Origin of the sequence: Alteromonas sp. S167 (assembly GCF_036864375.1) — a bacterium.
Classification (GTDB): domain Bacteria; phylum Pseudomonadota; class Gammaproteobacteria; order Enterobacterales; family Alteromonadaceae; genus Alteromonas.
Genome location: NZ_JAZETR010000008.1, coordinates 48,976 through 71,220 on the forward strand (window position 1 = coordinate 48,976; position 22,245 = coordinate 71,220).

General features: G+C 45.4%; 16 protein-coding genes. 8 read left to right on the top strand and 8 right to left on the bottom strand.

Translation table 11 applies throughout. From position 1 onward, the window contains the following. Nucleotides 1-195 precede the first annotated feature (195 nt). Nucleotides 196-897, bottom strand: coding sequence for a pseudouridine synthase (locus V7R35_RS13060; RefSeq protein ID WP_334015315.1), 702 nt, complete (start codon nucleotides 895-897; stop codon nucleotides 196-198). After that, nucleotides 897-3,740, bottom strand: coding sequence for an RNA polymerase-associated protein RapA (gene rapA / locus V7R35_RS13065; RefSeq protein WP_334015317.1), 2,844 nt, complete (start codon nucleotides 3,738-3,740; stop codon nucleotides 897-899). Before rapA ends, V7R35_RS13060 begins: the two co-directional genes overlap by 1 nt. A gap of 863 nt (nucleotides 3,741-4,603) precedes the next feature. Here rapA and V7R35_RS13070 point away from each other — a divergent pair. Next, nucleotides 4,604-6,001 (top strand): PhoH family protein, encoded by a 1,398-nt coding sequence (locus tag V7R35_RS13070; RefSeq protein ID WP_334015318.1) that lies wholly within the window; start codon nucleotides 4,604-4,606, stop codon nucleotides 5,999-6,001. A 5-nt stretch (nucleotides 6,002-6,006) separates the two neighbouring features. Here the strand turns inward: V7R35_RS13070 and V7R35_RS13075 are convergent, their stop codons facing one another. The 3 genes from V7R35_RS13075 to V7R35_RS13085 all read right to left on the bottom strand — a co-directional run bounded on the left by V7R35_RS13075 (nucleotide 6,007) and on the right by V7R35_RS13085 (nucleotide 10,442). Then, nucleotides 6,007-7,044: a hypothetical protein gene (locus V7R35_RS13075; RefSeq protein WP_334015319.1), complete on the bottom strand. Its 1,038-nt coding sequence runs from the start codon at nucleotides 7,042-7,044 to the stop codon at nucleotides 6,007-6,009. A gap of 71 nt (nucleotides 7,045-7,115) precedes the next feature. After that, nucleotides 7,116-8,501, bottom strand: coding sequence for a siroheme synthase CysG (gene cysG, locus V7R35_RS13080; protein WP_334015320.1), 1,386 nt, complete (start codon nucleotides 8,499-8,501; stop codon nucleotides 7,116-7,118). Nucleotides 8,502-8,630: 129 nt separating this feature from the next. Next, nucleotides 8,631-10,442, bottom strand: a complete 1,812-nt coding sequence (locus V7R35_RS13085; RefSeq protein WP_334015321.1) for a DEAD/DEAH box helicase — start codon at nucleotides 10,440-10,442, stop codon at nucleotides 8,631-8,633. Between the two features lie 362 nt (nucleotides 10,443-10,804). Between V7R35_RS13085 and prsT the strand changes: the two genes are divergently transcribed. Continuing rightward, nucleotides 10,805-13,606, top strand: coding sequence for an XrtA/PEP-CTERM system TPR-repeat protein PrsT (gene prsT / locus V7R35_RS13090; RefSeq protein WP_334015322.1), 2,802 nt, complete (start codon nucleotides 10,805-10,807; stop codon nucleotides 13,604-13,606). Nucleotides 13,607-13,738: 132 nt separating this feature from the next. On the opposite strand, the gene V7R35_RS13095 is transcribed toward prsT, so the two are convergent. After that, nucleotides 13,739-14,569 (bottom strand): ion transporter, encoded by an 831-nt coding sequence (locus V7R35_RS13095; protein ID WP_334015323.1) that lies wholly within the window; start codon nucleotides 14,567-14,569, stop codon nucleotides 13,739-13,741. 114 nt (nucleotides 14,570-14,683) lie between these two features. Between V7R35_RS13095 and V7R35_RS13100 the strand changes: the two genes are divergently transcribed. Further along, nucleotides 14,684-14,836, top strand: a complete 153-nt coding sequence (locus tag V7R35_RS13100; protein ID WP_334015324.1) for a hypothetical protein — start codon at nucleotides 14,684-14,686, stop codon at nucleotides 14,834-14,836. Between the two features lie 292 nt (nucleotides 14,837-15,128). On the opposite strand, the gene tolC is transcribed toward V7R35_RS13100, so the two are convergent. Beyond that, entirely contained in the window at nucleotides 15,129-16,502 is a 1,374-nt protein-coding gene (gene tolC / locus V7R35_RS13105) for an outer membrane channel protein TolC (RefSeq protein ID WP_334015325.1), read from the bottom strand. Between the two features lie 295 nt (nucleotides 16,503-16,797). Here tolC and nudF point away from each other — a divergent pair, with 295 nt between their 5' ends. From nudF to parE, 5 genes are all read left to right on the top strand, one after another. Then, on the top strand, nucleotides 16,798-17,424 hold the full coding sequence (gene nudF, locus V7R35_RS13110) for an ADP-ribose diphosphatase (protein ID WP_334015326.1): 627 nt from the start codon (nucleotides 16,798-16,800) through the stop codon (nucleotides 17,422-17,424). Between the two features lie 41 nt (nucleotides 17,425-17,465). After that, nucleotides 17,466-17,861, top strand: coding sequence for a DUF1249 domain-containing protein (locus V7R35_RS13115; protein ID WP_334015502.1), 396 nt, complete (start codon nucleotides 17,466-17,468; stop codon nucleotides 17,859-17,861). A gap of 24 nt (nucleotides 17,862-17,885) precedes the next feature. Then, nucleotides 17,886-18,674, top strand: coding sequence for a metallophosphoesterase family protein (locus V7R35_RS13120; RefSeq protein ID WP_334015327.1), 789 nt, complete (start codon nucleotides 17,886-17,888; stop codon nucleotides 18,672-18,674). Nucleotides 18,675-18,741: 67 nt separating this feature from the next. Then, complete coding sequence (locus V7R35_RS13125; protein WP_334015328.1) at nucleotides 18,742-19,323, top strand: YqiA/YcfP family alpha/beta fold hydrolase; 582 nt, start codon at nucleotides 18,742-18,744, stop codon at nucleotides 19,321-19,323. A gap of 125 nt (nucleotides 19,324-19,448) precedes the next feature. Then, nucleotides 19,449-21,344 carry a DNA topoisomerase IV subunit B gene (gene parE, locus V7R35_RS13130; RefSeq protein ID WP_334015331.1) on the top strand — a complete coding sequence of 632 codons (1,896 nt, stop codon included), beginning with the start codon at nucleotides 19,449-19,451 and terminating at the stop codon, nucleotides 21,342-21,344. A 28-nt stretch (nucleotides 21,345-21,372) separates the two neighbouring features. Here the strand turns inward: parE and V7R35_RS13135 are convergent, their stop codons facing one another. Next, nucleotides 21,373-22,050, bottom strand: a complete 678-nt coding sequence (locus tag V7R35_RS13135) for a hypothetical protein (RefSeq protein ID WP_334015332.1) — start codon at nucleotides 22,048-22,050, stop codon at nucleotides 21,373-21,375. Between the last annotated feature and the right edge of the window lie 195 nt (nucleotides 22,051-22,245).

Here is a 22,245-nt window from a genome sequence, read left to right on the forward strand (position 1 = left end):
ATAAACACCTTCTTTGATATAAAAATTAAGACCTACTTGGAGTATCGGCGCTTTTGGCAAAAACTGAAATAGTTTTCATCCACAGTTAAATACTATTTGGCAAGCAAGATTGGTATTGAGCCTTTGTCTATAAAGGCTCAAACGTCTAACTTAGAATGTCCCGAGTGCTTATCCATAATGGCTCAGGAGGCTAGTTTATATTGGCTCAGGGCTGTATTCACTAAATGGAATAGCGCTTCGAAAGTGCTGCCAATCGTCGGTTTGGGGGTGTTTTAAGCTTAAGCTTTCAGCGTGAAGTTGAAGGCGCGGTGCCATATCAAGTGCATCTTTATGGGCATAAAGACGGTCCCCAAGTATAGGGTGGCCAAGCTCAAGCATGTGAACCCGAAGCTGATGCGAACGCCCGGTTATAGGGTGAAGCGCAACTAACGTAAATGGACGCTGCTTTGCATCCACCTCGCGAGACACCACCTGAAACTGAGTTATTGCACGCTTGCCTCGCTCAAAGTCTACCATTTGCTTTGGACGATTCGGCCAATCACAAATAAGAGGAAGGTTTATCTCCCCTTGTTCATCCGCGATGTGGCCATAAACGCGAGCAAAATAACGCTTTTTTGTCTGCCGCAACTCGAACTGTTTTGATATGTTGCGATGGCTGTCTTTGTTAAGCGCCAGCACCATTAACCCTGACGTAGCCATATCAAGACGATGCACCACAGTGGCCGTAGGGTAAACAACGTTCACTCGGGTGATCAGCGCATCTCTATGCTCTGCCGCTTTCCCTGGTACGCTGAGTAAACCGCTTGGCTTTTGTGCCACCACAATATCGTTATCTTGATAAACAAAATCAAGATAGGGCGACATGGGCGGGTTGTAAACAAAATCAGGGTTTGGCATTACGGGTTATTCACCACAATGCGCAGGGCATCTAGCTGTACGTCGGCTCTTTGAATAACCGTGTCTAGCGTGTTCATCTGCGTTTCTATGTATTCAATTTCAGAATCGCGTACCGCAGGGTTTCGTTTTTGTAGGTCGCGTAAACGCTGAATTTCTTCGTTTAGCGTACTGTGCATTGTTGTTAACGCGTCGTGTTGCTTTTGATTAGCTTGCTGGTGTGCCAGCTTTCTGGTTTTCTCTATAGCCAGTTCAAGCGGCTGTTGAAGCGCCTTCAAAAGCTGAGAGGAGATTTTACGTCCTACCTTACGCTTAACATCAAAACTTAATTCGCTGGCATTACCTTGTGCGTCTAAACACACGCGAATGGGTGTTTGCGGTAAAAAGCGACCAAGCTGAAGTGCTTTGGGGGCTTGTGCATGAAGCACAAACAAAGCCTCTAGCCAATAAGCGCCCTTAGGTAACGATGGTTCTGCAATAAAGCCAATGCTGCTTTTGCCGTGTACGTCGGTGAGTACAACATCAATAGCAGTGTGAACTAGTGGGTGGTCCCAGCTTAAAAACTGAACGTTCTCAAGTGTGGTTGCCACACGGCGTTTGTAAGTTACCGTCATGCCTTCTGGATCTAAACCAGGTAGCTGGCTTACCATCGACTCAGTTGGCATAAGAATAAAGCAGTCGTTACCTTTTTCATCTTGCTGTACGCCAATAGCATCGAAAACGCGGCCCATAAATCGCGATAAGTCTTGTTCACTATCTAACGTAATAATGTCTTCTAACAGCTGCTCTACCCGTCCTTCACCCGATGCGTTTAGCTCTAGTAAACGGTCGCGACCCGCTTCTAGTTGCGCAACAAGCTGGCTGTTTAACGTAACGCTCATGTTTACTAGCTCGTCTCGCGCGCCCATATCGTCTGGGTGCAGACAAGCACCAATCAAAAGAGGCTTAACATCGTCGAAAACACCCGAGCCAGTAGGGCAGGTTTTCTCAAAGGCATTCAGGCCTTCGTGATACCAATCAAGTAATACATGTTGTGCTGTTTTTGCTAAATAAGGCACGTGAATTTGAACGGTTTGTGTTTGACCAATACGGTCTAAGCGGCCGATACGCTGCTCAAGCAGGTCAGGCGTAATAGGTAAATCGAACAGTACTAAGTGATGTGCAAATTGGAAATTACGACCTTCACTACCAATTTCGCTACAAAGCAGTATTTGTGCACCTTCTTCTTCGTCGGCAAAATAATGCGCCGCTTTGTCTCGCTCAACAATACTCATTCCTTCGTGGAATACGCTATGGCGAATACCGGTTTGCGTGCGAATAACTTCACCTAGTTCTTGCGCAGTGCGTGCGCTTGCACAAATAAGCAAGATTTTCTGTGGCTTAACGTCCTGCATAAAATCAAGTAGCCAAGCTACTCGAGGGTCGTTCTTAGTCCAGCTGTTAACAACGCTTGCCATGCGCTCTGGGTATAGCGCGTAGGTTAAATCGCCGCCTGTAACTGCATCGGTGTAAACGTCGGGTAACGCCAGTTCATATGCACTGAGTTTACGTTCTGGAAATCCTTCAATATTGGCGCGGCGGTTCCTAAACAACATGCGACCTGTACCGTGACAGTCAATAAGCTGATGTAATAGTGCGTGGCGGGCATCAGGCTGCGCTAAATCGCCTGCGTGCTCCATTATATCAGGCGCAAATTCAGCCAGTTTTGTGCGCTGTTTGTCGTTTGGTTCGGCGTCTGAAAGTAAGGGGGCTACGGCATCAGCAAGTTGGCTGTATTTCGATTCTTCGTTTAAAAACGCATCGTAGCTATGGAAACGTGCAGGGTCTAACAAGCGCAAACGTGCGAAGTGACTTTCGTGACCTAGCTGGTCTGGCGTTGCCGTTAGCAACAGCACGCCAGGCGTGTTGTTGGCTAGTGCCTCTACGCAGGTATATTCAGCCGATGGCGCTTCTTGTGACCAAGCAAGATGGTGCGCTTCATCAACCACCATTAAATCCCAGCTGGCTGCCTGAATTTGTTGTTGGCGCTTTTCACTTTGGCTTAAGAAGTCGATGCTGCATAGTACAAGCTGATCGCTTTCAAACGGATTAATGCTGCCACTTTCCGATGTTTCACTCTCTTCAATTGCAGCGCAGCGACTCTCATCGTAAATCGCAAAAGGTAGGTTTACGCGACGAAGCATTTCAACCAGCCATTGGTGAACGAGTGAATCTGGAACCAAAATAAGCACGCGCTCAGCTCGACCCGTTTTAAGCTGCTGGTGAATAATTAATGCGGCCTCAATTGTTTTACCAAGCCCTACTTCATCGGCGAGCAATACGCGAGGAGCGTGACGTCCACCTACTTCAGACGCAATGTGAAGCTGATGTGGAATAAGTGATATACGCGCACCCGCAAGGCCAATAGTGCTTGAGCGAAGGTAGTCGTATTGATAATCGAGGGCGCGCTCGCGTAAATCAAACCATTTTGGATGATCAAGCTGCTGGCTAAACAAACGTTTTTCTGGTTGGTTCAAGCGAATATGGTGGTCCAACATGGTTTCAGGCAAGCGAACTTGTGCTTTGGTATCTTCACGCAAGCCGTGATAGATATATACGCCTTGGCTTTCTTCTTTTTCAGCCACGGTCATTTCCCAACCATCTTGGCTTTTTACCGTGTCGCCAATTTCAAAAATAAGTCGCGTTAAAGGTGCTTCCTGTTTGGTGTAAATGCGCGCTTCACCTGTGGCTGGATACAGCACTTCAACCGAACGAAAATCGACCCCAATAACGGCGCCTAACCCCAATTCTGTTTCGGTATTACTTAACCAACGCTGACCTACTGAAAATTGACTACCTGAACTCATATAACACTACCTTTTTTGCGGGGGCGGTATTGTACGCATTGCGTTGTGATAAGTCATTAATACTAGACTATTGGTTGTTGTTTTTACTACTCAGAGGGGCGAGAGCCAGCTTGCAACACGCATGAACACGTCCGTGTGGCTCTCAAACGGCATCCTTGCCGTTTGAAGGTTGCAAGCTGGCTCTCGCCCCTCTTAAATGTAAGCAAACTTCAACGCTACCAAAAATATACCTCAACGATGCTGAGGAAAGAGAATTGCTGAAGCTTGGGAGCGATGACACGCATAAACACATCCGTGTGGCTCCCAAACGACATCCATGTCGTTTGAAGGTCATCGCCCCCAAGCTCCACCACACACCGCTAGCATTGCAAAACCATATCTTCTCAAAATCATTATGACGCGAGTACTAATGACTTATGAAGCTAAGCTAGCTGAAGAGAGAATTGCTGGAGCTTGGAAGTGATGATACGCATGAACACGTGCGTATGGCTCTCGAACGGCATCCTTGCCGTTTGAAGGTCATCGCTCCCTAGCTCCACTACACACAGCAAGTATTGAGCAATCACAGTTATCTCGCAGTGCCTATTAAAGTTTGCAAATTAGGTAATGAAGTTGGATAAAAATAAAAGCAGAAAAACAGTGCTAAAAGTGAAATTCTGCATTAAGGTAAATTTAAGGGTTCGCGGAAAAATACAACGAACCTTCGAGGCAGAAAGTGTAGTACTGCTTCTCAGTCGACGCGAGTAGGGAGGATGTCCTGTTTCGAGCGGCATCACCCAGCAAGCGCAACTGCAGCTTGCTAGTTCACACACGTAGGTATGTGTTAAATGTGACTAGCTTGGCTTTATTTACTGGAGTGAAGGATGCCAAGAAAAAATTCTACCGATACCAAGATTTACGTCCTAGATACCAACATACTGCTTCACGAACCTCACGCTTTTCTCTCATTTAAAGAACACGATGTTGTAATTCCAATGACCGTATTGGAAGAACTCGACTACATCAAAGACAGTAAAAAAGACGTTGCCAGAGACGCCCGAGTGTCTATTCGGTCGATGGAAGACCTGCTGCATGATGCCACGCCAGACAATATGTTAGCTGGTGTTTCTATGAAAGGGTTGGGCGCGGGGCAAACCGCGCCAACGGGCAGCTTGTCAATTTTTGCCGACCTCAATATGGTTGAGGCACAGCAGGTGTTTACCAGTAACGAAAACGATAACCGCATTATCAACGTTGCGCTTCATCTGCAAAAAACCTTTGCGCCGCAAAAGGTGGTACTGGTAACCAAAGACCTAAACATGCGGCTTAAAGCTAAAGGGGCTGGGCTTGCACATGTTGAAGATTATCGCACTGACCAGCTGATCACAGATATCAAATATCTGTCTCGTGGTTTCCATACGTTTGAAGGAAACTTCTGGGATAAGGTGAAAAGTGTAGATAGCCGAACTGAAGGGCGAGACACCATTCATACCGTGCCCAAATCTATGCTGCCTGAAGCCTATATTAATGAATTCCTGTTAGATGAAACCAATCAATTTGCTGGGTTAATAGAGGATATATCTGAGGATACATTAGAAGTGCTCGACTTAGGGTACGACCGCTTAATGAGCCGTCATGCATGGGGTATTACACCAAAAAATATAGGGCAAGCGATGGCGCTTCACGCACTGCTCGACCCGCACATTGATATGGTTATTCTTACTGGCCCAGCGGGTAGCGGTAAAACCTTGCTTGCACTGGCTGCTGCACTTGAGATGGTGGTAGAGCGCAACATGTACGATAAAATTATTGTTACGCGAAGCACACCAGAAATTGCTGAATCAATTGGTTTCTTGCCCGGCACAGAAGAAGAAAAAATGTTGCCTTGGTTAGCAGCCATTACCGACTCGTTGGAGGTGCTGCATAAGCACGATGAAAACACTAAAGGCTCTATGAACTACATCATGGAAAAAGCCAATATTCAGTACAAGTCGGTCAACTTTATGCGCGGTCGAAGCATACAGAATGCCATTGTTATTTTAGATGAGTCGCAAAATTTAACGGCGTCACAGCTTAAAACTATTATCACCCGATGTGGTGAGGGCACTAAGCTTATTCTAGGCGGTAATTTGGCGCAGATAGACAGTAATTACCTAAGCGCCGTAACGTCAGGCTTGACGTATTTGGTCGAGAAGTTTAAAGACTTTTCTGGAAGCGCCACGGTTAATTTAGATGGTGTAGTACGCAGTCGACTAGCCAGTTTTGCTGAAGAAAACCTGTAGCAGTACTACTCTACTTGTTCAACTTGATAGCGCCCCGTAATAAGGTGGCGCTCTGTGTCTTCGGATACCTGCCCAAATGGAATTAGCGCAGGGCCCGTTGGGTCGTAGAGCACGTAGGTTTCGCCATCGTGCTCTATGGTTCTGTCGTCATCGTTCGGTGTAAGTGCAACCCCAAGTAGTGCGTGATTAGGTAAAAATACAATGATCATTTTGGTTGAAGGCAGAAATGCTCGTACCATGGACGATGCTAATACCGCTTTACTGTCACAGTCGCCTAAGTTTTGCGTTAGTAGTGTAACTGGAGGCGCGAAACCGGAGCCATTGCTCACTACTCTATCCTCTAGTGTGTCGTAAGGAATGCTTTGTATCCAGCTAAGTATTAATGAAAAATATGCTCGGGAATTTGACGTCGACTGTACTTTCTCATAAAAAGCTTGCGACGCGCTAATGAGTGGTTTCACCGACTCTGCTACATACCTTACATGGTCGGGTTTTACGGCTTTTTGATTAAACAGCGTTGTAAAGCGGGTAAAGTAGTGGTCTTGCAAATAGTTGGTATACTCTTGTTGCTCAATGGCTTTTAGGTTCTCCAAAACCTCACTTACTTTTTCCTCATTTGGCCCAGCAACACTTATATCAATAGCGCCTTCTCTTGGCGTTATCTCTACCTTTGCCTCTTTAGGATCGACACGTTGAGCCTCTCTAGTAAGCGCAACAGTTATATAGCGTTGTGCAATGTGCGGTTTATAGTTTGCCTGACGCGATGGCGCCTCTTTCATGGCCTCTTGGGGTAAGGTAAATGAAATTGCCTGGCGCGTATTTTCGGCATCAAGCCAAACATAGTTAAGCGTTACACCATCGTCGCTACTGGTTTTTTTGAAGCTTAGCTGTTCGGCATATGACTGCGATGGTGTTACAAGAAGAAAACTAGCAGCGAGTAAAGACAGTGAGAATAACGCAGCCCGCGTAGCGCTTTTATTCAGTGGCGTATTTAAAAAACGCGATATAACGGTGTTTTTGCGAAAAGTCTTTTTAGAAAGCAAGCGTGCACCATACGTAATTCATTAATACTGAATTGAGTATGCACGCCTGATTTCAAAAAACAAATTTTAGGTTATTGCTGAAACCAGTTTAGTTCGTCATGAAGGCTTACCACGCTTCCCACTATGATAAGTGTAGGCGGTTTAAGGTTTGCTTCTTCTTGCTTTGCCACAATGTTTTCAAGCGTGCCGGTAAGTACAGCTTGCTTTTCGGTTGTCGCAGACTGGACCAACGCAATAGGTGTTGATGGTTCAAGCCCATGCTCAATCATTTTTTCGCAAATAATAGGCAACCCGGTAAGCCCCATATAAAACACAGCAGTTTGATTCTTTTGTACAAGCGCGGGCCAATTCAGATCTATTGAGCCATTTTTTAAATGCCCTGTGGCAAATACAACAGACTGTGCGTGGTCGCGGTGAGTTAACGGGATGCCTGCATAGCTAGATGCACCACTGGCGGCAGTAATACCCGGTACAACTTGAAAGTCTATGCCATGCTGAATTAGTGTTTGTATTTCTTCACCACCACGTCCAAAAATAAACGGATCGCCGCCTTTTAAGCGCACCACACGGTTACCTTTTTTAGCCTCATCAACCATAAGTTGGTTAATGTCGTCCTGAGGGAGCGTGTGATTGCTCATGGCCTTGCCAACATAAATCTTTTCAGCATCGCGACGTACAAGCTCAAGTATTTGTGGTGATACTAAGCGGTCGTAAACTACTACGTCGGCTTTCTGCATAAGGCGAAGCGCACGGAAGGTAAGTAGATCTGGGTCGCTCGGGCCTGCACCAACCAAATAAACCTGACCTTCTACTTTTTTGTCTTCGGCAGCTGCTTGCAGTGCAAGTTCAAAGGCTTCGTCAGCTTTTTTGTCTTGGCCTTTTTCTACCATTTCGGCAATATCGCCATCGAGAACATCTTCCCAAAAATAGCGTCTTGCGGTTACGCCATCTAATGTGTGCTTCACTTTATCGCGGAATTTTTCAGAAAACGCGCCTAGTCGGCTTAGGTTTGCTGGTAGTACTGTTTCTAATTTCTGGCGTAAATAGCGAAGAAGTACTGGCGCTACGCCACCGCTGCTCATAGCAATAACAATAGGCGAGCGGTCAACAATGGAAGGCGTAATAAATTGGCAAAGCGGTGTGTTGTCTACCACATTCACCAATACCTTGTTAGCGCGCGCTAAATCGTGAATATGCTGGTTAATATCAGGCTTATCGGTAGCGATAAAAACCATGTCTTTATGGGTAAGGTCGCTATTTTCAAACTCGCGTTCAATAAGCGTTACTTTTTCGTTTTGCGCAAGCTGCTTAACGGTATCGCATACCCAAGGCGCTACCACGGTAATCGTGGCAGGTGTCTTCATAATGAGCTCGAGCTTACGCGCAGCCACTTCACCAGCACCCACAATAAGTACGTGCAGTTTTCTGGCATCTAGAAATAACGGAAAGTAATCCATAAAGGTTTTATTAGCTTTAAATACAAAAAAAGAACTGACACTATTCTGCGCCAATTCTTTTTAATTAGAAAACAACGAAAACAGCCTTTATATTGCAATTAGTTATATAAAGGCCGAATGTGTTGCTATTTAGTTCTTACGCTTACGGTTTTCGCGATCACCACGGTTACCACGATCTTCACGATTACCGCGGTTGCCACGATCTTCACGGTTTCCACGAGGCGCTCTGTCGCCACGGTTCCCGCGATCGCCACGACCTTTTGCTGGTGGCGTATCTGACCACTCGCGAATGTTCAAACGCTGGCCGGCAACACGGGTACCCTGAAGCGTGTCGCGTGTTTCCTTCGGCATGCCATCAGGAAGATCAACGGTACTGAAGTTGTCATAAATCTCTATAGCGCCAATGTGCTTAGAGTTAATGTTTGCTTCGTTAGCAATAGCACCAACAATGTTGCCAGGTTTCGCACCGTGTACATGACCCACTTCAATACGGAAACGCTGCATGCCTTCTTCTGGCTTGCGGTTACCGCGTGGAACTTTAGGCTTTCTTTCGCGACCATCACGAGAGTTTCTATCACGGCTATCGCGCTGTGGCTTGCTGTGAAGATCTGGTCGGTCAGACTCTTTAAGAATTAGCGGCTCATCGCCTTGCGCAATCTTAAGTAGTGCAGCCATTAATACTTCAGGAGACGCTTCGTTCTCTTCTTTAATCATCTCTACGATTGGCATTAGTGCTTCAATGCTATCGTCTTGTGCAGCTTCAGCAACCGATTGCTTAAAGCGGCTTAGGCGCGTTTCATTAATTTCGCTAATTGAAGGAATTGGCATTGCTTCAATTGGCTGTTTAGTGGTTTTCTCGATAGAGAATAACAAGCGCTTTTCACGGTGAGAGATAAATAGAATTGCATCACCTTGACGACCCGCACGACCTGTACGGCCGATACGGTGTACATACGACTCGCTATCGTATGGAATATCGAAGTTAATAACGTGGCTAACACGCTCAACGTCGAGTCCACGGGCTACTACGTCAGTAGCAACAAGAATGTCTATTTGACCTTGTTTAAGCTTTTCAACGGTACGCTCACGAGCGGCCTGAGGAATATCACCGTTTAACGGCTCTACATCGTAACCACGAGCAGATAGCTTGTCAGCTAGCTCAACGGTTGCCGTTTTTGTACGCACGAAAATAATCATGCCGTCGAACGCTTCCACTTCCATAATACGGGTTAGCGCTTCAAGCTTGTGATGCGGTGCTATTTGGCAGTAACGCTGGCGAATTGTACTTGCGGTACTTACCTTAGACGCAATTTTTACATGCTTAGGATCTTTTAAGTAGCGCTGCGTAATCTTCTTAATAGGGCCAGGCATTGTTGCCGAGAACAGCGCAGTTTGGCGTTCTTCTGGCGCGTGGCTAAGAATAAGCTCTACGTCATCAATAAAGCCCATGCGAAGCATTTCATCGGCTTCGTCTAGCACTAGGAACTTAAGCTCGCTCAAGTCTAGCGTTTTGCGTTTTATATGGTCGATGATACGGCCTGGCGTACCTACAACAACCTGTACGCCACGCTTAAGCTGGCGAATTTGGTTGTCATACGACTGACCGCCGTATACTGGAAGTACTTTAATTTTTTGACTAAAGCTCGCATAAACCTGAAACGCCTCTGCAACCTGAATAGCTAATTCACGGGTTGGGGCCAATACCAGTAATTGCGGCTTACGTTGCTCAGGATCGATGTTTGCCAACATAGGCAGGGCAAACGCAGCGGTTTTTCCTGTCCCTGTCTGTGCCTGACCGAGTAAATCGTACCCTTCAAGCAACAGAGGAATACTCTCTGCTTGAATTGGAGACGGCTTCTCGTAGCCAACTTTTTCAAGGGCTTGTAAGATAGATTCTGGTAAATTGAGGTCTTTAAATGTCATGTCGACAGTTGTGGTCATTAAGGATCCTGGTGCATTAAGTAAGGAGGGTGCGGCATACGATTAAACCGTACTTTTTCGGTTTAGTATCGCAAGACGCTATACAGCGATGAACTGGCCTTTCGGGCAAGTTTTAAGAGCTTATTTCTAGCGTATTTCGCGATATGCTTGCCAGCAATGTTGCAAAAAAACGTATTATATTCGAATAATGGCTAGGTTGCCACGAAATTGCACAATTTTGATGAAATAATAAACAGGGTATTCTGCTAAGGGTGTGTGACTTGCTTGTAGATATGCAGGCACTTGAGCAGGCATATTCGCGAACAAGAATTACAATTACTATAAAGCGTCGATGAAAACTTGAGGTAGGGCAAGGAATTACTATGAAAATTAACAATACCAAAGCGCTGCTAAAGCGCACCTCGATAGCCATGCTACTGACAACAACTTTGGTTGCCGGTTGTAGTGAGAAGTCAATGGAAGAGCACCTTGCCTCGGCACGTACCTATGTAACGCAGCAGAAGCTTGATGCTGCGGTTGTTGAGTATAAAAACGCAATCCAAAAAGCGCCTAGTGCCGCAGAGCCGCGCTTTGAGTTAGGCAAAGTCTATCTTCAGAATAAGAATTTTGCAGCGGCCGAGAAAGAGCTAAATAAAGCCATGGAGCTGGGGTATTCAGCAGGTAAAGTGATCCCTCTACTTTCGGCTGCCTATCAGCAATCAGGCGCACAAAACGCGCTAGCGGATGTGGATTATCGTGCCGATGGCATGACCGCAGTAGAGATGGCCGAAGTGGGCTTTTACAAGCTGCAGGCGTTAATGCAGCTTGATCAGCAGGAAGACGCAAAAGCGCTTATTGCAGAACTAGCCAGCCTAGATACAAGCTCGGTTTATAAAGGCCTTATTGAAAGCTATGTGTTTGTTATTAAAAATGACGCGGAGCAGGCGCTCGTTGCAACCGAAGCGCTGCGCAAACAAGCGCCTTCCAACAAAGACGTACTGCAACAGCTAGCCAAGCTATACTTGCAAACCAATCAGCCTGCCAGTGCTGCCGAAGTTTACGGCGAATATGTCCCCCTTTACCCAGAAGATTTGGCTACTCGCTTTGCCTATGCGGCACTACTAGTAGAGCTTCGTGACCTTGATAGTGCAGAACCCGTGGTTGATGACCTATTAGCCATCAACGAGACGCATCCATTGCTTAATGCGTTCAAGGGCATTATAGAGTCTGCACAGAACAACTATGCTCAGGCACTATCACATTTAGAAGTTGCGGTACAAAACGGTGCGTCAGACAGCGTTGTAAGAATGGTTGCCGGGTTTAGTGCGTACCAAATTCAAGATTTTGAAGCAGCACAACGCCACCTCACTATGATTGCCTCAGATTTACCAGACAATCATCCAGGGCTTCGCATGCTTGCTGACAGTATGCTGCAGTTAGGTGAAAACGATGAAGCGCTTGCGGTATTGAACCGTGTTGAAGGCGAGCAAACCACTGATGCTGCACTTTTCTCTAAAGCCAGCTATCAGCTGCTTAAAGAAGGCAATGTGGTGGGTGCAAAGCAAATGGTTGAAAAGTCTGAAGCGGTAAGCACTACGGCCGATGATTTGTCACGTCTAGGTGCACTGCAGCTATCTATGAACGACTTAGATGGTTTGGTGAATCTTGAAGACGCTGTAAAAAAAGCACCTCAGTCTGCATCGTCACAAAACACTCTAGTGCGCGCATATGTGTCAACTAATCAGTTGGATAAAGCAAAAGAAGCGGCGCTTGAGTGGCATAAACAATCACCCGACACAGGTTTGCCATTGGTGTATCTAGGTAGCATAGCGACCAGTGAAAAAGCATTTAATGATGCAGCTAAGTATTTCGATGAAGCCGCTACCAAAGGTGACGTGGGTAATGAAGTGACCTACGCGAGAACAAATTTGCTTATAGCGCAGGATAAAAAAGACAATGCCACAGCGTTTATTCGTGCATTTATTGATAAGAACCCCGCTGATGTTCAGGCGCTAACCATGTGGTTTGCCTTGGCAGCTGAAAGCGGCAGTGCGCAACAGGTCATAACACATACGAAAGCGCAGCTTGATGCAGACGAAGATAATATAAATTTACGCCTTATTTTGGCGCGGATGTTTACCCTTGCAGGCAATGGGACAAGCAAGGATAAAGAAAATGGTGTTGCTAGCGCATTAGCCTTGCTGTCAGAAGTAAAAGGGGATGCTGATACACCATTGGCGTTTTGGAATTTGAAAGGGCAGGTGCTCATTACAAGTAACAAGGCTAATGAGGCCGAAGCGTTTTTCGACCGCTGGCTGTCATTTTATCCACACGATAAAAGTGCGGTACTGGGCAAGCTACTTATTCTTGATGCACAAAAGCAGTTTTTAAAAGGGTTAACCCTAACCAATGCAATATTAGAAAAGCGCAACGATGCGCAACTTACCCTGCTTAAAGCGTATTTTCATAGCCGTGTAGGGCAAACCAAACCCGCTTGGGATATTCTAAATGCCACGTCGCCCGAAGTACGCGCATTGCCATTTGTTAGGGGCATTCTTGCTAGACTTTATTTAAGCGAGCGAAATGCGAAAGAAGCGCTTCCTCATGCGCAAGCCGCGTATGACGCGACACCAAATTCTGATAATGCGTTACTTGTTGTGGCTGCCAATGAAATGCAGGGAAACAGCGATGGGTCTTTTGCGTTTTTAAAAGCGCATGTTGCAAACAAACCAAACGATATTCAAAGCAATATGCTATTAGCAGAGCGTCAAATTCAACAAGATAGAAGCGCTGCTATTGCCACTTACGAGCGCGTTTTAAAAGCAACGCCAGATAACTTTGTTGTGCTTAATAACTTGGCATACCTTGCCTTTGAAGATAAAAACTTCAGCCGCGCTGAAGAGCTTGCCCAGCGTGCAGTAGAGCTTCAAAGCGATAACGCTGATGCTGCAGACACACTAGCCCAAATTTACATCGCACAAGGCAAAAAAGAGCGTGCATTAGCGCTTTACGAAAAGGTATCAGCGCAACCAATAGCTAACGACGAAGTCTATCTAAATCATGTGGCACTGCTATTGTCGATGGAAAAGACTGCACTAGCAAAGCGCAAACTTGAAAGCAGAACGTTTACTAGAGAGGCGTCGAAAAGCAAGGTAGCAGATCTGAAAAAGCAGTATGGCATTTAATGGCTAAACGGACTTAAGCTAAAAAAACGTTTGGCTTAAAAAGGGCGCAGCTAAATGTTGATACAAGCAAAAAAGATAAAAATGCCACGTTGAGACGTGGCATTTTTGTTTTTAGCTGTTGAGCTAACGGTATCACTTGTGTTTGTCGGCAAGTGCCGCTTTTATCGCTTTTAGTTCATCCATCACTTCTGAAAGCGTCGGCTCGGCGGTACCCTTTGCAACTTGCTCTGCTTTAAGTTCCGCTGCCTTTTCTTCGCGGGCCTTTTCGTTTTCACGCTCCATAACGTTTACCACTATACCAATCACCATGTTCAAAAAGGCAAATGCGGTAAAGAAAATAAACGTTAAATAGAATATCCAGCTTAACGAATACACCTCTTGGGTTTCGTACATCACATCTGTCCAATCTTCAAACGTCATTATTCTAAATAGCGTTAGCATGGAAATAGTAATGTCGCCCCAAAGCACAGGATTAATGGCTTCAAATAGCGTGCTACCTACGGCAGCGTAAATATAGAAAATAATAAACATTAGCAGCATGACATAGCCAAGTTGCGGTAATGCCTTTACTAAAGATACAAGTAGAATACGAAGCTCGGGTATGATGGAAATCATACGAAGAACTCTGAATACGCGCACAAGGCGTGCTATTAGTGCCAGTTCAGTGTCGTCTGCTGGAATTAAGCTGATAACAACAATGAGTGTGTCGAACCAATTCCAAAAGCTCTTAAAAAAGAAACGCTTTCGCTGTTCGGCTAGAAAGCGGATGGTGATTTCAGTTAGAAAAAACGCACTGATAAACCAGTCGAGAAAAACGGTAAGAGATGACACAGCTGCCGGCAATTCGTAAGTCTTTGCACCCACCAGAAGAGCCGAAATGACGATAACGCTGATAACAAAGGCTTCAAACCATTTGTTAGCGCGAATTTTTTCAAATTTATTTTGTAGTTCAGAGGCTTGCATTTTTGAGTATCGCTTAATGAAATATTTGGTAGCGCAAAGGGCTTGAGGTAAGCGCCAATGGCGTTATACTTATTTTTGTTATCACTGCATGGCAGAAAAATTAGGGGCCTAATCATGGACGATGAGTTACGTTCGTTGCAAGAAAAATTGCACGCTGTATCAGCGAGGCTGAGCGACCTTTCATTAAATAAGCAAACCGCGGAAGCTTTAGTGGCTGAATATCGCCAGCTCTTGAAGGCTCTTGATAAGTTCACCCCCGCTAACTAGGGATAAAGCTAATAGTGATGCCTTCATATTAGCTATAAACGCAGACCAACTTTTCTTCTACAAACTCGTCATCTCTTATCGCTAATATTTCGCGTTGATTTTCTTTGCTTGCTGGGCGATAAGCCGCCTTGGGCGAAAACAAACAGCCCTGAGCGACAACAAACAGCCCTGAGCGCAAACAAACAGCCTTGAGCGCAAACAAACAGCCCTGAGCGAAAAAAACGTGAGCGACCCCAAAAAAAAGGGCGACTCAGTCACCCTTTTTATCGAAGTAAAAACTGTTACACAGCCGTTAGCCGTTATCTTTTGACATCGCTGGCTTAAGACCACGGTTAATCATTGCTACGTCTTCACCCGTTAGTGTGCCCGCTGCTTGTTTCAGCGTAATAACCGACTGAATAAAGTCGTAGCGTGCACCGGCTAAGTTACGTCTAGCATCGAAAAGATTACGTGTACTGTCTAGTACGTCAACGATGGTACGTGTGCCTACATCGAAGCCTGCTTCCGTTGCTTTTAGTGCGCTGTCAGCAGAAACGACTGATTGCTCTAAAGCGCGAATAGTAGAGATAGACGCCTTAACATTATTAAACGAGCTACGAACCGACTGAACGGTTTGGCGGTATGTTTGCTCAGCTACCTGGCTTGCTGCTACGTAGTTAAATTTCGCTTGGTCAGTTTGTGATGTTACGCGAGAGCCTTGGTAAATAGGCACGTCTAACGTTACACCAATAGACTCACTATTTAGATACGGTGTTTCAAACTGGAGAAACGGGTTAGAAATATCATCTTTACTGCGCGTTACATTGGCCGTTAAGCCTAACGTTGGTAAGTGACCAGAACGTGCAATAGCAATATCTTCTTTTGCAATATCCATAGCAAGACGGTCAGCCAATAATGCTAAGTTCTTGTCTTGCGCTGTTTCTAGCCAATTATCAACTGTGGCTGGCATTGGCATAGTTGCAGAGAAGTTTTCTGTATTTAGGCCATGAAGGCGGTCGTGGTATTTGCCGGTAATAACGCGTAGTGCTTCAAGTGCAAACTCAAGCTGATTCTTCGCTTGGATTTCTTGTGCTACGGTGCTGTCGTAGTTTGCCTGAGCTTCGTGAACATCAGTAATAGCCGTTAAGCCTACTTCAAAGCGCTGACGTGTTTGTTCAAGCTGGCGTTCAATAGCACGTTTCTCTGAGCCTACGAATTCTACATTGTCGCGAGCACGAAGAACGTCGAAGTACGCGGTAACGGTACGAACAATGACGTCTTGCATGCTTGCTGCAAGCTGTGCGTCACTTTGCTCAGCAACTTTTTCAGAACGGTCTAAACCAAGCCAGTTTGCATGGTCGTAAAGCGACATCTGAAGCTGCAGGCCGTAGTTAATATTGTCTACATCTGTTTCAAAAACTACAATTTGCAGGTCATCGGCATTCGCACCTAAGGTTTGGGCGCGTTCTGCGGTTGACATGGTGTAGCCTACTGAGCCAGATAATTGAGGTAAAAGGTTTGCGCGGCTAATACTGATACCTTCAAACGCAGCGTCACGTTGCGCTTTCGCTTGGTTTACCAATGGGTCGTTAGCCAGTGCTTGTTGATACACCTGCATAAGGTCGTCTGCTAGCGCACCCGTTGTCATCGATACTCCGATAACCAGCGATAGAAGTGTTCGTTTCATGCTTACGTCTTCCTGTTGTGTTCAAGTTGTGTCATCCAATTCACGTTTGGTGACAAAGTAAAGCTAGTGTATGAAAAATCAATCACAAACCGTAAGTTCAAACTCGTAACAGTATTGGTTTAACTGTAACAGAATATGTGATCTACCCGCGCAATTTTATTAGTATTAAACGACTTACAAATTGAATTTTCTGTTTTTGCTACATCCATTAAGCAGTGCAATTCATCACGTGTACACTGCATTTATGTAACTGTACTATATATGATAAATCTATTTGAACCATAAGTGTCTGCAGATGAGCAAGGAATTCCTTTCATTTAACTCAAATGACGTCGAAATTACCGACGTAAAGCCAGTATTTCGTGGTTTCTTTACCATGAATGAGTATCAATTTAGACATAAGTGCTTCAACGGTGAATGGAGTGGTATTGTAAAACGTGAAATCTTTGAGCGTGGTCACGCTGTTGCCGTTTTACCTTACGATCCGACCACTGAAGAGTTCGTCCTAATCGAGCAGATAAGAATTGGGGCAATGGCTACGTCTTCAAGCCCTTGGCTAATAGAAATTATCGCAGGTATGATTGACGAAGGTGAGACCGAAGAAACGGTGTGCCACCGAGAGTCGATGGAAGAAGCTGGTATTGAGCTTGCCCACTTAACGAAAGCGCTAAGCTACCTGTCTAGCCCTGGTGGGACAACCGAAAGATTACATATTTTTATGGCAAAAACCGATGCAACCAAAGCGCACGGTGTACACGGCCTTGAAACCGAGTCTGAAGATATAAAAGTGCATCGAGTAAAAGAGAGTACAGCACTTGAGTGGCTCGAAAATGGCCATATTGACAACGCTGCGGCGGTAATTGCGCTACAATGGTTCTTTATGCACAAAACTCAACTTCTGGAACAATGGCAAGTATCGTGACTCATCGCACAAAACGAAAATATGTTCCCCATTTACCGTCTATGCAGGCGCTGTGCGAGCTAAATTACTCGCACGTATTGCGCATATTGCCAGACTGCGACACAGAAGATCTGCGCTATACATTTTCTGTAGGTAAAGGATTGTCATACGAAATTTGTATTGTTGAGTCGGCTCGCTACACCAGCACTTTAAGTATCAAGCAAACCACCAAAGATTTGCCGGCCTTTCTAACACCGTCAATGACAGTGCGCCTTTACCATGACGCGCGCATGGCAGAGGTGATTAACAGTCAAAATACGGGAGCGTTGGAGCCGTCTTACGACTACCCCAATTTGAAAATGCGCCAACGTAATGAAAAACATATGGTGAATATATTTTTAGCCGAGTGGCTACACTTCTGCCTTCAGCACGCGTCAAATGTCACTTCAGAAGTTTAATTGTAGAAGCCTTGTTTTAAAAACGTGATCACCATTATTCAAATTACCGACTGCCATTTATTTAAGCACGAAGATAAGCAAGGTTATTCGGGTGTCGCGCCTTTTCACTCTCTTAAACGCGTTCTTCAGCATGCAGTGTCTTGGGCAAGCGCTCAGAACACAATGGCTTCAGTTTTGCTATTAATAACCGGCGATATAAGCGGAGATGACTCATTAGAAAGCTACACGCTGTTCATGTCGTTAATGCAAGAATACGCCGATGCCAATGGCATTGCGTGGGCGGTGATCCCAGGTAATCACGATAACAACACACATTTCGACAACGTGTTGGCAGCGAAGCACCTAACAAGCCACACGCCGTTAACGTTAGGAAAGTGGCTAATTCACGGCACAGATTCTCGCAGCACATGCAGCACCAACAGTGCTAAAGGTAACGTTCGGGCAAGTGATATTACGTCGATAGCATCGCATGTTGCTGCTCAGCCACATCTGAATCACGCGTTGGCAGTACATCACCATGTAAAAGCATCGAATAGTTGGATGGATAATCATTCACTGAGTGATGCTGGTTTAATAGAGCAGCTGGCAAGCAACTATAATGCGCTTAAGGTGATAGTTCACGGACATGTTCATGCACCGCTTCGTTACACACTAGGTGATTTCAATACGCCCGTTTACGGTTGTCCTTCTACATGCTGGCAGTGGGCAATGCAGTCAGATTTCGGCGTGACTAACGAGGCGCCTGGCTACCAGCTAATTCAGTTAAGCGATGACGGCAGCGTAGGCGTAAAAGTGGTTCGTATAAGCGATTAAAGCAAAAGCCCAGTTAGGTCAGTTAACAGGCTCAAACGAATATAAGAAACAAAAAACGAGAATTAATATGCAACACATTTTGTACCTTCATGGCTTTTTAAGCTCACCAAAGTCGGTGAAAGCCCAAGCCACTAAAGCGTATTTAAAGCAGCATCATCCAGACGTCACGTTACACACTCCTGAACTATCTAACTACCCAAGTAAAGTTGAGGCACAGTTACTAAGCCTTATTGAAGCAACGCCGGCACTACAAAACGGTGATCTTCGTTTAATTGGAAGCTCAATGGGCGGTTATCTGTCTACCTTTTTGCTAGAAAAGTTTGGTGGAAAGGCTGTATTAATTAATCCAGCGGTGCGCCCTTACGAGTTATTGCAAAGCTTTATTGGTTCACACCAAAACCCATACAGTGGCGAGCAATTCGATATTGTCGATAGCGATATGGATGTGATTAAAGCACTAGAGGCTACTTCTATTAAAGATGCTTCAAAATATAGAGTCATGCTGCAAACCAATGATGAAACGTTAGATTACCGACTAGCCGAAGAAAAATATGTGAACAGTCATCTGGTTATTGAACAAGGGGGCGATCACAGCTTTGTGGGGTATGAAGATCACCTACCGGCTATTGCCGAGTTTCTGTTGAAATAAGCACATTGCCAGTATCTACAAGCCCTGATACCATCAATTTATTAGGTTTGTTGTACTTGCTTACCAATGGTAACTAATTACAACAAGCGCCGTTTTTGTTGCTGGCTTAAATAACAACCATAACTATGTCAAATCAATACAATTCAGATGCAATCGAGGTTCTAAATGGCCTTGAACCCGTAAAACGCCGTCCAGGCATGTATACCGATACCATGCGCCCGAATCACTTGGGGCAAGAGGTCATCGATAACAGTGTGGATGAAGCACTAGCCGGTCATGCGTCAAACATCAAAGTCATTCTGCATGAAGACCAATCGCTAGAAGTTATTGATGACGGTCGTGGGATGCCGGTAGATATTCACCCTGAAGAGGGCGTGTCGGGCGTGGAGCTTATTTTGTGTAAGCTGCATGCTGGTGGTAAATTTTCAAACAAAAACTACGCCTTTTCGGGCGGTTTGCACGGCGTTGGTATTTCAGTAGTTAACGCGCTTTCTACCCGTGTTGAAATTACTATCCGCCGCGACAGCAACGTGTATCAAATTGCCTTTGAAAACGGCGACAAAGTAGAAGATTTACAAATAATCGATACATGCGGTAAACGCAACACGGGCACAAGAGTGCATTTCTGGCCTGACCCTCAATATTTCGATTCAGCAAAGTTCTCGGTAAGCCGCTTAATACACAACTTGCGTGCAAAAGCGGTGTTAAGTCCTGGGCTTCGCATTCGTTTCGACAACAAAATAACCAAAGAAAGCCAAGAGTGGTATTACGAAGACGGTTTAAAAGACTACCTTTACCAAGCCGTTGAAGAGTTTGAAACGCTTCCAGCGGACACACCGTTTGTTGGCAGTTTTAGTGGCAACACCGAAGCGGCCGATTGGGCGGTAATGTGGCTACCAGACGGCGGTGATTTGGTTACCGAAAGCTATGTAAACCTTATCCCCACTGCGCAAGGTGGTACGCACGTGAATGGCTTGCGCCAAGGCCTACTTGAAAGTATGCGTGAATTCTGTGAATTCAGAAACTTAATGCCACGTGGTGTAAAACTGTCGCCTGATGATATTTGGGACCGCTGCGCTTATATTTTGTCAACCAAGATGCAAGACCCGCAGTTTGCAGGGCAAACGAAAGAGCGTTTATCGTCGCGTCAGGCCAGTGCATTTGTATCGGGCATTGTAAAAGATGCGTTTAGCTTGTGGCTAAACCAGCATACTGAAATTGCCGAAGCATTAGCTGAAATGTGTATCAGTAATGCTCAGCGCCGCTTGCGTCAAACTAAAAAGGTAGCACGTAAAAAGGTAACACAGGGGCCAGCGCTTCCCGGCAAACTTACTGATTGTTCATCGCAAGACATTTCATACTCAGAGCTTTTCTTAGTAGAGGGTGACTCTGCGGGTGGTAGTGCAAAGCAAGCTCGCGACAGAGAGTTCCAAGCTATTATGCCGCTGCGCGGTAAAATACTAAATAGCTGGGAAGTAGACTCATCACAAGTATTGGCGTCACAAGAGATTCATGACATTTCGGTAGCGCTTGGTATCGACCCAGATTCAACGGATTTGTCGGGCCTGCGCTATGGTAAAATTTGTATTCTTGCCGATGCCGACTCCGACGGACTTCACATTGCAACGCTGCTTTGTGCGCTTTTTGTAAGGCACTTTAGAACCCTTGTAGAGCAAGGCCATGTTTACGTGGCTATGCCACCGCTATTTAGAATTGATGTGGGTAAAGAGGTGTTTTATGCGCTAGATGAAGGCGAGAAGCAGGGTATTCTTGATCGCATTGAAGCAGAAAAGAAACGCGGCAAAGTAAATGTTCAGCGCTTTAAAGGGTTGGGTGAGATGAACCCAATGCAATTGCGCGAAACGACCATGGATCCAAACACGCGTCGCTTGGTGCAGCTTACCATTGAAGACGCAGAAGAAATGATGGAACTTATGGATATGCTGCTTGCTAAAAAGCGTTCGGGTGACAGAAAAACGTGGCTAGAGAGTAAAGGCAATATGGCGGAAGTTGCGCTGTAGTCTTAACTCAAAATTACATAAAAAGGCTTTAGCCTTTTTCCACTTCAATAACGCCGTGTTCTTCACGGCGTTTTAGTTTCAAAATCTCAACAAGCACCGCACCGCGCATGATGACGCTGGTTCCGTTTAGCACCAACAAAGGCCAGCTTTGACTTAACGGCATGGTAAGGCCAAACAGCAGCGTGCTCACGTCTTTAATTAAAATGTTTTTGAATAACGTGGCCGACAACGACCCTACTTTTTGTCTTCGTTTTAGCACCAAAAGTTGATGAAGTGTGCCCTGAAACAAAATAACCGTAACGCCAAGCATTAGGGTGGCGGTACCAAGCTGAGCAATGGCTGGAAAGGGGCGGAAAAACATTGATGCAATGCCCGCTAAAAAAACGAGTGTGGCCATTGAGGCCACCATGGTCGTTACTGGTCCACGGCGCTGTTGCCAAATTTTCATAATAATAACAAGCGTGAGTAGTAGGGCGCCAAAGCGTGTCCACACCAAATAATGGTTAAAGGGCTCTACGGATATACCAAACAGAAAAAGAGAGAAAAACGCAAAGTAGCTTGAGCCAAACTGATTAAGCGACAAACTATTGTTCGCATCTCGGCAAAGATATTGGTATTTGTTCATCGACTTAATTTGCGACCACAAACCAAACCAAGTCAGTAGAAAAAGGGCTGAACTTACCAAGCCCATAACATGATACAACACGCGAAATGCTCTTTATTATTTGATGCTTTTAGTTTATCACATGCTGCATTTATTCGCGTTTAAGCGTGCGTTTTCTATTGTGCTCTGCACCGGTTTAACTTTTACTTTGCCCGTGTTTAACACCAGCTTTGCACTGTTTTTATTGAGCTTCAGGTTTCCTCAACAAGCATGGAGAGCAGTTTGAAAGAAAGCATA